Annotated in this window: 15 protein-coding genes, 1 tRNA gene and 1 pseudogene; 4 read left to right on the forward strand and 13 right to left on the reverse strand. The window is 56.7% G+C overall.

Features of this window, described 5'->3' with window-relative positions; genetic code table 11:
- Positions 1-86 precede the first annotated feature (86 nt).
- The 3 genes from mnmH to purE form a co-directional block, all read right to left on the reverse strand.
- Positions 87-1160 (reverse strand): tRNA 2-selenouridine(34) synthase MnmH, encoded by a 1074-nt coding sequence (gene mnmH / locus BN3796_RS10430; RefSeq protein WP_061708277.1) that lies wholly within the window; start codon positions 1158-1160, stop codon positions 87-89.
- Between the two features lie 94 nt (positions 1161-1254).
- Positions 1255-2322: a 5-(carboxyamino)imidazole ribonucleotide synthase gene (gene purK, locus BN3796_RS10435; protein WP_061708278.1), complete on the reverse strand. Its 1068-nt coding sequence runs from the start codon at positions 2320-2322 to the stop codon at positions 1255-1257.
- Positions 2319-2828, reverse strand: coding sequence for a 5-(carboxyamino)imidazole ribonucleotide mutase (gene purE / locus BN3796_RS10440; protein ID WP_061708279.1), 510 nt, complete (start codon positions 2826-2828; stop codon positions 2319-2321). Before purE ends, purK begins: the two co-directional genes overlap by 4 nt.
- Before the next feature lie 390 nt (positions 2829-3218).
- Between purE and yajD the strand changes: the two genes are divergently transcribed.
- Together yajD and BN3796_RS21235 are read left to right on the forward strand one after the other, a co-directional pair.
- Entirely contained in the window at positions 3219-3563 is a 345-nt protein-coding gene (yajD, locus tag BN3796_RS10445; RefSeq protein WP_061708280.1) for an HNH nuclease YajD, read from the forward strand.
- A gap of 67 nt (positions 3564-3630) precedes the next feature.
- Positions 3631-3756 (forward strand): annotated as a pseudogene (locus BN3796_RS21235) (nucleotidyltransferase family protein); the annotation flags it as partial.
- Positions 3757-3774: 18 nt separating this feature from the next.
- Here BN3796_RS21235 and lpxH read toward each other — a convergent pair.
- Both lpxH and ppiB read right to left on the reverse strand, forming a co-directional pair.
- Positions 3775-4497: a UDP-2,3-diacylglucosamine diphosphatase gene (lpxH, locus tag BN3796_RS10455; protein WP_061708282.1), complete on the reverse strand. Its 723-nt coding sequence runs from the start codon at positions 4495-4497 to the stop codon at positions 3775-3777.
- A gap of 3 nt (positions 4498-4500) precedes the next feature.
- Positions 4501-4995, reverse strand: coding sequence for a peptidylprolyl isomerase B (gene ppiB / locus BN3796_RS10460; protein WP_061708283.1), 495 nt, complete (start codon positions 4993-4995; stop codon positions 4501-4503).
- Positions 4996-5167: 172 nt separating this feature from the next.
- Here ppiB and cysS point away from each other — a divergent pair, with 172 nt between their 5' ends.
- Positions 5168-6553 carry a cysteine--tRNA ligase gene (gene cysS, locus BN3796_RS10465; RefSeq protein ID WP_061708284.1) on the forward strand — a complete coding sequence of 462 codons (1386 nt, stop codon included), beginning with the start codon at positions 5168-5170 and terminating at the stop codon, positions 6551-6553.
- 92 nt (positions 6554-6645) lie between these two features.
- On the opposite strand, the gene BN3796_RS10470 is transcribed toward cysS, so the two are convergent.
- From BN3796_RS10470 to BN3796_RS10495, 6 genes are all read right to left on the reverse strand, one after another.
- A complete protein-coding gene (locus BN3796_RS10470) occupies positions 6646-7167 on the reverse strand; it encodes a metal-dependent hydrolase (protein ID WP_061708285.1) in 522 nt (173 codons plus the stop codon).
- A gap of 73 nt (positions 7168-7240) precedes the next feature.
- Entirely contained in the window at positions 7241-8257 is a 1017-nt protein-coding gene (malI, locus tag BN3796_RS10475) for a Mal regulon transcriptional regulator MalI (protein WP_061708286.1), read from the reverse strand.
- Between the two features lie 83 nt (positions 8258-8340).
- Positions 8341-9840 carry a PTS transporter subunit EIIC gene (locus tag BN3796_RS10480; RefSeq protein WP_061708287.1) on the reverse strand — a complete coding sequence of 500 codons (1500 nt, stop codon included), beginning with the start codon at positions 9838-9840 and terminating at the stop codon, positions 8341-8343.
- 273 nt (positions 9841-10113) lie between these two features.
- Positions 10114-10326 (reverse strand): ribosome-associated protein YbcJ, encoded by a 213-nt coding sequence (gene ybcJ / locus BN3796_RS10485; RefSeq protein ID WP_061708288.1) that lies wholly within the window; start codon positions 10324-10326, stop codon positions 10114-10116.
- Between the two features lies 1 nt (position 10327).
- The gene (gene folD / locus BN3796_RS10490; protein ID WP_061708289.1) at positions 10328-11194 is read right to left on the reverse strand and encodes a bifunctional methylenetetrahydrofolate dehydrogenase/methenyltetrahydrofolate cyclohydrolase FolD; all 867 of its coding nucleotides are present in this window, start codon (positions 11192-11194) and stop codon (positions 10328-10330) included.
- 51 nt (positions 11195-11245) lie between these two features.
- Complete coding sequence (locus BN3796_RS10495; protein ID WP_061708290.1) at positions 11246-11494, reverse strand: hypothetical protein; 249 nt, start codon at positions 11492-11494, stop codon at positions 11246-11248.
- A gap of 23 nt (positions 11495-11517) precedes the next feature.
- On the opposite strand from BN3796_RS10495, the gene BN3796_RS10500 reads away from it, so the two are divergent.
- Positions 11518-11594, forward strand: a tRNA-Arg gene (locus BN3796_RS10500).
- A gap of 106 nt (positions 11595-11700) precedes the next feature.
- On the opposite strand, the gene BN3796_RS10505 is transcribed toward BN3796_RS10500, so the two are convergent.
- Entirely contained in the window at positions 11701-13617 is a 1917-nt protein-coding gene (locus BN3796_RS10505; RefSeq protein WP_238379225.1) for a methyl-accepting chemotaxis protein, read from the reverse strand.
- Positions 13618-13744: 127 nt separating this feature from the next.
- Positions 13745-14182 (reverse strand): winged helix-turn-helix domain-containing protein, encoded by a 438-nt coding sequence (locus BN3796_RS10510; protein ID WP_061708292.1) that lies wholly within the window; start codon positions 14180-14182, stop codon positions 13745-13747.
- Positions 14183-14638 lie beyond the last annotated feature (456 nt).

Raw genomic sequence — 14638 nt, forward strand, 5'->3', positions numbered from 1 at the left:
ATAGCGGGGTGGGAGCGGATGCCCACCCTGATACTCAAAACGGCAACCTGCGTTGCCGTTCTGTTGTTACCTCGCCACCCGATTTTTTATCCGCGATTAAGCCACTCGGCCATCTCGTCATACGTCCCGCGAAAGACAATTTTCTGCGCTTTTTTACTGAGCTGGTAGCGATACATCGGATCGTAATACTCTTCCAGCAGCGGAGTAAGCCAGCTGAAATGGGCATCGGTGCTGCCGGTGCGACGCTGCACCTCAAGGGCAGCATCCAGCAGGGCGGTGAGTTCGGCAAAACGCTGCAAACCGAGACGGCGGCGAATGGCGAACAGCCCCTGATGCAGATAATCAACATACTCCTGCCAGCCCGTCTCATCGCCATAGGCCGCGCTGAAATCGTGATGCATCCGCAGGAAATACTCTTCGCGCAACCGCTCAAGACGGATGTCAAAGGGGTCCTCAATCACCGCCACCGGCGAATCGGCCATCCGCTCGCGCAGACAGGCGGGCAGATGATTCGAGCCGATGGTGCGACCTTCATCCTCCAGCACCCAGCGCGGCGTCTCTTTCTTCAGCAGGGCCACCGCCAGATAATTTTCAAAGCTGGCCTGCGAGAGCTGCGCCCGGAGGGTGCGGCCAAAGGAGGAGCCACGATGGCGCGCCAGCCCTTCGAGATCGATCCCGTCAGGCCGGGCGCTTACCAGCAGCGTTTTACCGCTGCCGGTACAGCCGCCAATCAGGATTATCGGCTTTTGCACCTCTTCTTCGGTGGCCTGTATCGCCGCCTGACGCAGTGCCTTATAGCCGCCCGCGATGAGCGGATAGTCGATACCCGCCTCTTTTAGCCACGCCTGGGCGATATGCGACCGCTGCCCGCCCCGGGCGCAGCAGAGATAGCCCTGCGGATGCGCCTGCGCCGCCTCGCGCCAGGCGTTAATGCGCTGCTCGCGCACCTCGCCGCAGACCAGCTGATGCCCCAGCGCCAGCGCCGCTTCCGGTCCTTGACGTTTATAGCAGGTGCCCACGGCCGCCCGCTCCTCGTCATCCATCAGAGGCAGGTTGATTGCGGCGGGCATAGCCCCCTGTGTAAATTCGATCGGCGCGCGAACGTCGATAACTGGCGTATCGGTCGCCAGAATGGCGCGATAGTCCGTCCCATCTTTCATAACGATCCTGAAAACTAAACTGCGATGGGCGAGGATTCTACGCTTGTCAGGAGAGGCCGGGGAAGGGGAAGATCAACTCCCCGGCATTTATCGCTTATCCGAGCAGGGATTGCGCCCAGGTGATACCGCTGGCGTACTCCGCCGGCAGGAGAGGGCGGATCGCTTCCAGCGTGGCGCTCAGACGATCGGTGTCGCAGTCGTTGAGGTTCAGATGCCCCACTTTACGACCGGGGCGTACCTCTTTGTCATACCAGTGAAGGTGAACCAGCGGCAGCTTCAGCCAGTCGTAGTTGAGATCGGTGCCGATCAGGTTGATCATCACCGACGGGCTGTTGACCACCGGCTGCGGCAGCGGCAGGCCGGTGATGGCGCGCAGATGCAGCTCAAACTGGCTAATAGAGGCGCCATTTTGCGTCCAGTGACCGCTGTTGTGCACGCGTGGCGCCAGCTCGTTGATCAGCAGACCGGCAGGGGTAACAAAGCACTCCATCGCCATCACGCCTACATAGTTCAGCGCCTGCATAATGGCGCCGAGCATCGACTCCGCCTGCGCCTGCTGCTGAGCGTTGGCCTGCGGGAAGGCGACGCTGGTGCGTAAAATGCCTTCCTGATGGAGGTTGTGGGTCAGGGGATAAAATACGGTGCTGCCGTCAGCGGCACGGGCTCCCACCAGTGAGACCTCGCCGCTGAAGTTAATTCCCTGCTCGACGATACATTCCCCATAGCACTCCTGCGGGAGAGTGTCGGTTTCCCCGGCGCGCAGACGCCACTGTCCGCGCCCGTCGTAGCCGCCGACGCGGCGCTTAACGATTGCCAGCTCGCCGAGCTTGTCGAATACCGCCGGCCACTCTTCCCGATCCGCCAGCAGCTGCCACGGCGCGGTGGCCAGTCCGAGCTGGTCAAAAAGCTGCTTTTGCGTCAGGCGATCGGCAATGACGGGAAAGACGTCGCGATTGACGAACGCCTTGTGGCGCGCCAGCTCGCGGGTAAGCGCGGTTTCGGGCCAGCGCTCGATCTCTGCGGTGATGACGCTCTGCTGAAAGGGAACCGCTTCCGGCTCCGCGTCCAGCCCGACGGGCCAGACGGCGATACCGAGCGGCTCACCGGCCTGGCGCAGCATACGGCCCAGCTGACCGTTGCCAAGAACGCACACCTGCTTCATGCCGCACCTCGCGGGTCCGGATTTTCCAGCACTTCGTCGGTCTGCGCCTTGCGCCACGCCGCCAGACGCTGGTGCAGCTCACGGTCGTGGGTCGCCAGAATCTGTGCCGCCAGCAGCGCCGCGTTAGCCGCGCCCGCCTTGCCGATGGCAAGAGTTCCCACCGGAATGCCGCGCGGCATCTGAACGATAGAATAGAGGCTGTCGACGCCGCTCAACGCCGCGCTCTGTACCGGTACCCCGAGCACCGGCACCAGGGTTTTGGCGGCGATCATGCCCGGCAGATGCGCCGCGCCGCCCGCGCCCGCGATAATCACCTGATAGCCGTTCTCCTCCGCCGCTTCGGCGAAGCTGAAGAGTTTATCCGGGGTGCGGTGTGCGGAAACCACTTCGGTGTGGCAGGGAACATCGAGAATATCGAGGATTTCGGCGGCAAACTGCATGGTAGCCCAGTCGCTTTTGGACCCCATCACGATGGCGACACGCGCCGGGTTATTGCGGGTAGACATGCGTCTGAAAACTCCTGTGGTGCAAATCACACTGCGTTGAGGGCAGAGAGAATAGCACGATAAACGGGCAAGGAAAACGGTTGCGTGGCGGCCGGAACGGCAAATCTCCTTTCAGGGGAGGCAGACATTGTTAGCTACCTTTGCCGCCGTTGAAAGCGATATCTCGCCTTCAAAACGGGTCGAAAAAATCACCAAAATTGTCCGTCCTGGCTACCGTCTATGACCTATTTCCGGGCAATAAGGATGTGTTGCGCCAGCGGCTTCTTTCGTTGCAGAACGCGGAAATTTAGCGGAGGATACCCGATCAGTTTACGAGGGAGGCTATCTGTTCAGCAGACTGGCTCACTTCACCCTATGTAAAATTATCTTTTAATACAGGTAATACTGATAATGGCTCTGATCCCAAAAAACTATGCGCGGCTTGAAAGCGGCTATCGAGAGAAAGCATTAAAAATTTATCCGTGGGTATGCGGAAGATGCTCGCGAGAGTTTGTCTACTCGAACCTGCGTGAACTGACGGTCCATCATATCGATCACGACCATAACAACAACCCGGAAGATGGCAGTAACTGGGAATTACTGTGTTTGTACTGCCACGACCACGAACACTCGAAGTACACGGAAGCTGGATTGTATGGCTCAACCGTTATCGCGGGAGACGATGCGCAAAAAGATATTGGCGCCGCCACCTACAATCCCTTTGCCGATCTGAAGTCGATGCTGAATAAAAAATAGTGGCTGAGTGGGAAGAGCACTGCTTTCCCTGACTAAGGTGCCAGCAAAGAGCATGACCATGAAAGTGATGAACACTCAGCGCGCATTGCAGAACATAGTGTTAAACGATCCTTTGCAGATGCAGGCGCTTTTTGCGGTGCAGGCATTACAGCTTAATGATGGCTGGATCGGCGCCGGGTTTGTGCGGGATGCCCGGAGGGGCGCTGAATGTTCAAAACGGAAAAGCGATTAACTCCACGCCTTCCGGTGTCACTTTTACCATTGATCCTTCGCTGTGCCAGGCTCCCAGCACCACGCGATGCGCGGTTGTACCGTTGGCGATAAGCGTGTGGACGTCAGGCCGATGGGTATGGCCGTGGATCAGCCACTGCACCTGATGCTTCTCCATGACGTTAACCACCGCCTGCGGATTGACGTCCATGATGGTCATCGATTTGCTGCTGTTGGCGGCCTTGCTGCCCGCGCGCATCTTCGCGGCGATGCGACGGCGGATAAAGAGCGGCAGGGCGAGGAACAGCTTTTGAATCCAGGGGGTATGCACTTTGGCGCGAAACGCCTGATAGCCGGTGTCGTCGGTGCAGAGCGTGTCGCCGTGCATGATCAGCACCTTGCGGCCATAGAGATCGAGCACTTCCTCTTCTTTCAACAGCCTCATGCCGCTTTCACGGGCGTAACGCTTGCCGAGTAAAAAGTCGCGGTTACCGTGGATGAAAAAACAAGGAACGCCCGCATCGACCAGTGATTTGATGGCGGCGGCTATCTCGCGGTGAAGCGGGTCAGGATCGTCATCGCCAATCCAGGCTTCGAAGAGATCGCCCAGAATATAGAGCGCGTCGGCGGTTTTCGCTTCGCCGCGTAAAAAATGCAGAAAACCGGCGGTGATCGCCGGTTCTTCTGTTTGCAGATGGAGATCTGCAATGAAAAGTGTCGCCACGAATTATTCGCTGACGGTCACGTTTTCAATAATAACGTCCTCTTTCGGAACGTCCTGGTGCATACCGCTGCGACCGGTAGAAACGGCTTTGATCTTATCAACCACGTCCATACCTTCTACCACTTCTGCGAATACGCAGTAGCCCCAACCTTGCAGGCTCTCGCCGGAGAAGTTGAGGAAGTCGTTGTCCGCCACGTTGATGAAGAACTGCGCGGTTGCGGAGTGCGGCGCCTGAGTACGGGCCATCGCCAGGGTACCGCGGGTGTTTTTCAGACCGTTGTTCGCTTCATTCTGGATCGCTGCTTTGGTCTCTTTCTGACGCATGCCAGGCTCGAAACCGCCGCCCTGGATCATAAAACCATTGATCACACGGTGGAAAATAGTGTTGTTGTAGAAACCTTCGCGGCAGTAGTCCAGGAAGTTTTTAACTGTTTCAGGCGCTTTGTCATCAAAGGTTTTGATTACGATATCGCCATGATTAGTGTGGAAAGTAACCATTTTTGCATCCTGTTCCGTTAGTGTGGTGCATGACCCGTGCTCGGATCACATATAGGGGCTTGTTATAGCATAACCTTAATGCGCGATCACCCTGCATTGTGTGCTGCTTCAGCTCAGAATTATGGGTATGATAGGACCGTATCTATCCACACACGTCTACATGGAATCTTCGATGTTAAAAATCTTTAATACACTGACGCGCCAAAAAGAGGAATTTAAACCTATCCATGCCGGGGAAGTCGGCATGTACGTGTGTGGTATTACCGTTTACGATCTCTGTCATATCGGCCATGGACGTACGTTTGTTGCATTTGATGTGGTCTCCCGTTACCTGCGCTTTCTGGGATATAACCTGAAGTACGTGCGTAACATCACCGATATTGACGACAAAATCATCAAACGCGCCAATGAAAACGGCGAACACTTTGTCGCGCTGGTGGATCGCATGATCGCCGAGATGCACAAGGATTTTGATGCGCTTAATATTCTGCGCCCGGACAGCGAGCCGCGCGCCACTCACCATATCAATGAAATTATCGAGCTGACCCGCACGCTGATTGAACGCGGTCACGCCTATGTTGCCGAAAACGGCGACGTCATGTTCTCGGTGCCCACCGATCCGACCTATGGTTGCCTCTCCCGCCAGGATCTGGAGCAGCTGCAGGCAGGCGCGCGCGTTGACGTGGTTGACGTTAAGCGCAACCCGATGGACTTTGTGCTGTGGAAGATGTCCAAAGAGGGCGAGCCGAGCTGGCCTTCGCCGTGGGGCGACGGGCGTCCGGGCTGGCATATCGAATGCTCCGCCATGAACTGCAAGCAGCTGGGCAACCATTTCGACATCCACGGCGGCGGCTCCGACCTGATGTTCCCGCACCATGAAAACGAAATCGCCCAGTCCACCTGCGCCCACGGCGGCGAGTATGTAAACTACTGGATGCACTCCGGCATGGTGATGGTCGACCGCGAGAAGATGTCCAAATCGCTTGGCAACTTCTTCACCGTGCGCGACGTGCTGAAGTATTACGACGCTGAAACCGTGCGTTACTTCCTGATGTCCGGCCACTATCGCAGCCAGCTCAACTATAGCGAAGAGAACCTTAAGCAGGCGCGCTCCGCGCTGGAGCGTCTCTATACGGCGCTGCGCGGTACCGATAAGTCTGTTCCGGCCGCAGGCGGCGAGGCGTTTGAAGCGCGTTTTATCGAGGTGATGAACGACGACTTTAACACGCCGGAAGCCTACTCTGTGCTGTTCGACATGGCGCGCGAGGTGAACCGTCTGAAGGCAGAAGATATGGCGGCGGCAAACGCGCTGGCCTCTCACCTGCGTAAGCTCTCTTCCGTACTGGGCCTGCTGGAGCAGGAGCCGGAAGCGTTCCTGCAAAGCGGTGCGCAGGCGGATGATGCTGAAGTCGCTGAAATTGAAGCGCTGATTAACGCCCGTCTGGAAGCGCGTAAGGCGAAAGACTGGGCGGCGGCGGATGCGGCGCGCGACCGTCTGACCGAGATGGGCATTATTCTGGAAGATGGCCCGCAGGGGACCACCTGGCGTCGTAAGTAAGTCTGATGCGCGCTGATGCCCTCACCCCAGCCCTCTCCCACAGGGAGAGGGTGCAAACACTAAAAACGGCAACTTGAGTTGCCGTTTTGCTTTTACCTCCGCTTCCACCACAGCAACCCCATCAGCACCATCCCCGGCAGCCACACCCACAGCAGTTCCGAAATGATCACCTGATGCCCGTACGGCGTGGTGTAACGTGACAGCGCAAACGGCGCGACCTTAATCACCTGCCACGGCGCGAAAAAGCGTTCATCTGACCACGGCCACAGCCAGCCGACGCCTTTCCCGCCGGTGGTAACAGAATCCAGCAGGCTGTGTGACAGCAACGACACGGTTAAAAAGAGCCAGCTGCGCGTCAGGCTGGCCCTGAACCATCGACGCCCAGCCAGCACGCAGAGTATCGGCACCACCAGGGCAAACAGCAGGGAGTGGGTGAAACCGCGGTGGCCGAAAATATTCCCGTAAGCGACACCGAATTTAAACGCCAGTACGTCGGCGTCCGGCAGCATGGCGAGGACGATCCCGGCAAACAGCAGGCGGGGTGGGATGACTTTGGTTCCGAGCCCCAGGCCCAGACACAGGGGGACGGCAGCGTGGGTGATAACGGTAGGCATTGCATTTATCCATGGCAAATCATGGGAATATAGCAGTGAATCCGCCGCCACAAACCTGTGCTAAATTCTGATTTTATGCCGATTCCCGCGCGATAAGCTGCCCGGAGAGGGTAATGCGCTGGGTTTGCAGATCCGGCTCTTTCAGCCGGCGGATCATCAGCCCTGCCGCCTGGCGGCCTGTCTCTTCACTGGCAGAGGAAACGTAAGTCAGCGACGGCGACGTGAGGTTAACGTGGAGCATATCTTCAAAACCAATCAGTGCCACCTGCTGTGTCAAAAAAACGTCTTTACCCACCGTGCGTCCTACCTGGTGAATGCCGGATATCGAACCGATCATCGCATCCGGTGAATGGCAGAGCAGGGCAGTAATCGTATTGTTCTTCTCCAGCAGCTGGCGGGTCACTATTGCCGCCGCCTGCGTGTCATCGGTGCAGGCGGGAGAATATTCCTCACGCCAGACCAGGCCGTTCTGCGTTAGCGCGCTGCGAAAACCGAGCAGGCGCTGCTCGCGAATACGACACCCGTCGCGCCCGCCAATGTAGGCGATGTTGCGGTGCCCGCGCTCGATAAGATAACGCGCGGCCAGGTTCGCCGCCTGGCGGTTATCGCGCATCACCAGGTTGCATTTCTCTTCCAGCAACGACTGCGAAACCGCCACCAGCGGCAGCGGGCAGTGGCGAATGTGCTCCGGGAGAGAGGCGGCGCGGGTGTCCGACGCCAGGTAGATAACGCCCGCCACGCCCTGCTGCTTAAACGAGAGCAGGGTCCGTTCGAGATGTTCGCCGTCGTTCAGCGGCTGACCGAGAAAAACCATATAACCCTGCTTCTCCAGCTCCTGAACGATGCTCGCCATCACTTTGATGGAAAAGCTGTCGCTGAAGTCTCGCAGGATCAGGCCGATTAAGTTGGAGGTGTTGGCGCGAAGGTTGGCCGCGGCGACGTTATGAACATAGCCCAGCGTTGTGATGGCAGCATTGACCTTCCCGATCGTCGCCTCTGAGATCTTCCCTTTCTGGCGCAGCACCAGCGAAACGGTAGAAACCGACACGCCCGCATGCTTTGCAACATCAATAATGCTGACTTTCTTCAAAACCGCTCCCTGAAATTTACCGATTATCAGCCAGATAAGAGGCGTCTCCCAGCGTACAGGAGACGCCTCTTTCAGGCATCTTATTATTTGCCAATCATCGTTGACATGGTCTGGGCGATAAACTGTGCTCTGGCCCCGAAAATCACCTGTATACCGTTGTCGCCAACGAACACCACGCCGCGCGCGCCAAGCCCGTTCAGCCCGTCCCGGTCTACCGCATCGCTCTTCGCCACTTCCAGACGCAGACGGGTGATGCAGGAGCCAACGGAGTCAATGTTCTGCGCACCGCCCAACAGGCTAATAATTTCGGTGGCAAGTTCGGAATCAGACTTGTCATTTGCACTGGCGGTGACTTCGGTGCGCCCCGGCGTTTTCACGTCGAAACGGCGGATCACGAAGCGGAAGGTGAAGTAGTAGATAAGCGCCATCGGAATGCCGATGATAATGGCGCTCAGGAAGTTGGTCTGATAGCCATTAAACGACGGCAGGATCCCGAACGACAGGTAGTCGATAAAGCCCGCCGAGAACGATTTGGCGATATGCGCATGCATCAGATACATGGTCATATACGCCAGCCCCGCCATGATAGCGTTGAAAACGTAGAGAATGGGGGCCACGAAGATAAAGGTGAACTCCACCGGCTCGGTGATCCCTGTCAGGAAACAGGTGAGCGCCGCAGAGAAGAGAATACCGGCCGCAATTTTCTTATTTTTGGTGTGCGCTTCGTGGTACATCGCCAGGCACGCCGCAGGCAGCGCGAAGAGCATCAGCGGGAACTCGCCCTGCATGAACTTCCCGGCGTTCTGGTAGGTGTCGCTGCTGAAGGATTTCACCCCCTCTTCCAGCATCTTGAACCAGATGGTCTGGTCACCGTGGATCACCTGTCCCGCCTGGGTGGTGTAATCCCCGAACGAATACCAGAAGGAGGGATACCAGATGTGGTGCAGGCCGAGCGGGATCAGCGCGCGCTCCACCAGCCCGAAGATAAAGGTCGAGGCCGCCTGGTTATCGCCATTCACCACCACGGACAGGGCGTCGATCCCGGACTGAATATGCTGCCAGATGTACGGCAGCAGCAGGCCGAGCAGGAACGACAGAAACGCCGTCGCAATCGCCACAAAGCGCTTGCCGGAGAAGAAACCGAGGAACTCCGGCAGCTGCATGGTGTGGAAGCGGTTATAGCACCAGGCCGCGAGAATACCGCAGATCAGGCCGCCAAAGACGCCCATCTGCAACGTCGGGATGCCGACAACCATGGCGTATTTCCCGCCCAGAGAGGCCATTTCCGGCGTAATACTCAGCACCGTGCTGATGGTGATGTTGGTGACAAAAACCGAAACTGCCGCAGAGAGGGCGGCAATGCCGGATTCCGAGGCCAGGCCGACGGCAGAGCCGATGGCGAACAGCATTGGCAGGTTATCAAAGATAACCCCGCCAGCGTTCATCATCAGCGGCAGATGGAACTTATCGCCGAAGGCCAGCAGCAGGCCCGCAGCGGGAAGCAGTGAAATTGGCAGCATTAATGCGCGACCAATCATCGATAACTTAGACAGCGATTTAACAAACCCTGATATCAGACTCATGCTGATTTCCCCCGAGTAGCGCTTTTTTTGCGCTGTTATTTTAAGTAGAACGTTTTAGTAGAACGTTCTACTTATCGTGATGAAAGGGAGAACAGCGTGCAACTTAATTTTTACATTTCGCCAGAGGGAATAGTGATTGTTTGAAGTTGATCGATAATTAACCACGATGGCTGTGGGGGGTTTGGGAAGGGAGTGTCGGGTGGCGGCTACGCCTGACCCGACCTACAAAACCCGTAGGCCCGGTAAGCGCAGCGCCACCGGGCATCACACGGCTCAGGCCGTAACCGTCACGCTCTGGCCTTCAAACGTCACCGTCTGACCGACGACAATCTTGCAGCGCTTGCGGGTTTCAACCGCGCCATCGACCAACACCCGCCCGTCGGCGATAAAGAGTTTGGCCTGCGCGCCGCTCTCGCTCCAGCCTTCCAGCTTCAGCAGGTCGCATAATTCAACGTGAGGGTGTTTGCCCAGAGAAAATGTCGCCATCTTACGCCTCCTCCACGTCGTGATACTCTTCGCACGCCTGAAGCGTGTTCTGAATCAGCGTGGCGACCGTCATCGGGCCAACACCACCCGGCACCGGCGTGATATATGAAGCACGCGCGGCGGCCTCTTCAAACACCACATCACCCACTACCTTGCCATTCTCAAGACGGTTGATGCCCACATCCACCACAATGGCCCCCTCTTTAATCCATTCGCCAGGAATAAAGCCCGGTTTGCCCACGGCCACGATCAGCAGGTCAGCGTTCTCAACGTGATGACGCAGATTTTTGGTAAAGCGGTGCGTAACGGTCGTGGTGCAGCCTGCCAGCAGCAGCTCCATACTCATAGGACGCCCCACGATATTGGAGGCACCGATGACCACGGCGTTCAGCCCGTAGGTGTCGATGTTATAACGCTCCAGCAGGGTGACAATCCCGCGCGGCGTACAGGGGCGCAGGCGCGGCGCGCGCTGGCACAGACGGCCCACGTTATAGGGGTGGAAGCCGTCCACATCTTTATCCGGCGCGATACGTTCCAGCACCTTCACGTTGTCGATGCCCGCAGGGAGCGGCAGCTGCACCAGAATGCCGTCGATCTCTTTATCACCATTCAGGGTGTCGATCAGCGCCAGCAGCTCCGCTTCGCTGGTGGTTTCAGGCAAATCGTATGAGCGGGAGACGAACCCCACCTCTTCGCAGGCTTTACGCTTGCTGCCGACATAAATCTGCGAGGCCGGGTTGCTGCCGACCAGCACAACGGCCAGCCCAGGCGCGCGTTTTCCTGCGGCTTTGCGCGCCTTTACTTTTTCCGCGACCTCAGAGCGCACCTGCTGCGCAATCGTTTTACCGTCAATAATCTTTGCTGCCATCAGAGAGAGGATTCCATCTGTAACGTTTGAAGGGGGGATGTGACTATTTTGTCAGAAGCGAGCCTCGCTGTCAGTTATCCTGTAAGAGTTTTCCACGGCAGGGGAGAAGAAGGGGGAAAACAGGGCGCTCGTTCGCATCGGGTGATTTTGCAGTACGCTGACCTGCAAGACATTTTCGCACAATGGTGAAAAAAACGGCGCTCTGATGAAGAATTGGCGAGCCAGCGCCCGTAAGCCCGCCGCTTGCGCGAAAAGACGTTGACTCACCTGCCATTGACCGTATAATTCCAGGCGTTTCATCCCCGCGAAGTTCTCTTCTTCGTGCGCCCTTAGCTCAGTTGGATAGAGCAACGGCCTTCTAAGCCGTGGGTCGCAGGTTCGAATCCTGCAGGGCGCGCCATTTGAATCAGTCAATTACCTGTTATGTATCGCTTTTCGCCTCCGTCAGAGGTGGCGTAACGGGTGTTATTCCGTTATCGCATATCGCCACCTTATTGCTGCGCTAATCAGAACGTCACCCAGTCGCCCGAAGCATGCTCTTTTGCGCTGCCTGGCCCCTGGGACGGGCGCGGTTCGCTGCGCGGGGCGGCGTCGTTTGATACCCTGAAAACAGAGACCACTTTTTCCAGCTGGATCGCCTGATCCTCCAGCGAGCTGGCGGCGGCAGAGGACTCCTCTACCAGGGCGGCGTTTTGCTGGGTGGTGGTATCCATCTCGGCCATTGCCTGGGCTATCTGGGCGATCCCGCGGCTCTGCTCGTCAGTGGCGGAGGCGATTTCGCTCATGATGTCGCGCACCTGAGCCACGGAGGATTCGATCTTCGCCATCGCCTCGCCGGCGCTCTCCACCATTGTAAAGCCTGTATCCACATGTTCCACGGATTCGCCGATCAGGTTTTCTATCTCCTTCGCCGACTGGGCGCTGCGCTGGGCGAGATTCCGCACCTCCGCCGCCACGACCGCAAAACCTTTCCCCTGATCGCCGGCACGCGCCGCCTCGACCGCCGCGTTCAGCGCCAGGATGTTGGTCTGAAAGGCGATACTGTTGATAACCGTGGTGATCTCTGAAATGCGATGCGAGCTGCTGCGCACGTTTCTCATGGTTTCGACCACCCTTCGCGACAGCTGGTTACCTTCGCTGGCGTTCCGGGACGCCTCCTCCGCCAGCAGCCGGGCGTGGCGGGCGTTATCGGCATTGAGCGCAACGGTGGAGGTCAACTCCTCCATGCTGGCGGCGGTCTCCACCACGGCGGCGGATTGCTGCTCGGTCCGTGCGGAGAGATCCATATTGCCTGCGGCTATCTCGGTGGCCGAGCGCGCCACGCTATCCACGCCGTTGCGAACCTCATTAATAATGTTTTTCAGGTTGGCATTCATGGTCGCCACCGCCTGCATCAGGCGGCCCGGCTCGTCGCGGCGCGTGCTGGTTAGCGTACTGGTGAGATCCCCTTTCGCAATCTGACCCGCGACCGCCAGCGTCTGGTTGAGCGGACGGGTAATGGATACGGTGATGGTCATTGCCATCAGAATACCCAGCGCAATACCGATAGCCGCCACAATGCTCATCTGGATCTGTACGCTGACGACGGTCTCGGCCACTTTTTTCTGCTGCAGATCGAACAGTGTCTGGATGGCGCTGGTTAACACTCCGGCCCGACTGGTCAGGTCATCCGAAATAGCCGCCTGCTGGATCCAGGCGCGCTGATAGTTATCCAGCCCGGCCTGAATAGTGGCTATCTCTTTTAAGGCAGAAAGCATCGCCTCTTTTTGTCCGGCGACAAGTACCGGCAGAAGCTGCCCGATGGCGCTATCGGCCTGGCTCAGGCGCGCGATAATCCCGCCCTGGATCTCATCGGTCGGGTGCTCTTTAAAGAGATTAACCTGCGTGTCGATATCGCTCATCATAAATGCCACCTGAGCTGCGACCAGCGTCAGCGGCGGGGAGAGCGTTTCACCCCGACTCAGGGTAGCGGCGATTGTTGCGTTATCGCGTAATCCGCTGGTGTTAAGCGCACTTTCGCTCCGCTTTTTCAGCTCCAGCGCCCGGGTAAAGGGGGTCAGCGCCGCGACATAGTTATCGATGGCGCGCAGGCTCTCCTCCAGCGCCGCCTTGCCGTCAGCCGTCCACGAGAGCGCCTCCATTTGTTTGACGGTCTCCTTCAGCGCCCGGGTCGCGGCGTTAGTCTGATCGAGATAGCTCTGCTCCAGCGTATATTGATAGTTAGTGCGCCCCAGCCGCACGGCGGAAAGTTCGTTAAACAGATCCGTTGCCAGGCGATTTTTGGCCACTTTATCGTGAATGCTGCTAAATCCATACAGACCCGAAGCCAGAATCGCCAGGGTTACTGACAGAACAATGGCAAAGCCGATAAATAATTTTCTACTGACTTTTAAATTTAAAAAGCGATCTACTGTGCTCATCATTTTTCCAGTGTCGGCACAGGCCGACAGGTTATTATTGTGATACGCTATCATTAACAAGAATTAATGGATGGATTCGGGATAAAAAAAGCCCCGGCGTCAGGCTCAGGGCAAAACATCTGAGTTGACATCACTCACTCAGAGCAAATGGTGTCTCCTTCTTTTTTAAATTCGGCGGGAGTTCACTTACTCTGTAATATACGGGAATGACCTCCTGATAGTTTATGAAGTAGCCACGACCTTTAATATTAATAATAAAATCATCAGGCAAACCCAGCAGCTGAAGTTTACCGTTAAGGTTGTGCAGTACCTGCCATAAACGTTGCGTGGAGGGGCTGAGATTATACTCTTCCCATATTTTTTCAAATAACTCTTCCTTAGGGACAACTTTCCCTCGCCCATGCTGCAGAAGATAGAGAAAAAGCCGCATCATGGTATCATTAAAATATATCGAAGCGAACGCCACGCTTTTATCCGTCAGATCCCCTGTGAGCCGATACAACCTGCGGTGCAGAATATCGAAGTGTATTCCATCACCAATTTTAAAACCGTATAGCTGATAGTCCATTTTTTGTAATCCACATAATTTGCACGAGGCCAGAGGTATTGACAGCGAGAGCGGTATAAATCCCTATTATTTATGTGGCCGATTATATTGCCGCGCGAAAGAGTTTCAATACTCAGCAGGCTACGCTACAACCTGCTTTATGTTGCCCCCCTGCGAATGCGCTATTCTGTTCCCTAAATCCTATTTCCAGTATTTATGAGTCCATCTTCCCGGCCTGGTTAGCGCAATCTGCTGATTTGGAGTGAGCGATCTACAGATCAACTTTATATCGTCTATTTTCGACTGAATGTAGAATCTTTCACTGCAGGCGGTGCATCGTTCCCCGCACCGTTTCGGATCACGCCCTCCGATGATGGTGAAGATAAGATTTACCTGACAAAAAGAAGAGTGAAGTTCTATGATTTATAGTGAGTCATCGTTCGCGGCATATGCCAGGAACGACCATTTGCAGTGCGT

Source organism: Pseudenterobacter timonensis (genome assembly GCF_900021175.1).
Taxonomy (GTDB): Bacteria; Pseudomonadota; Gammaproteobacteria; order Enterobacterales; family Enterobacteriaceae; genus Enterobacter; species Enterobacter timonensis.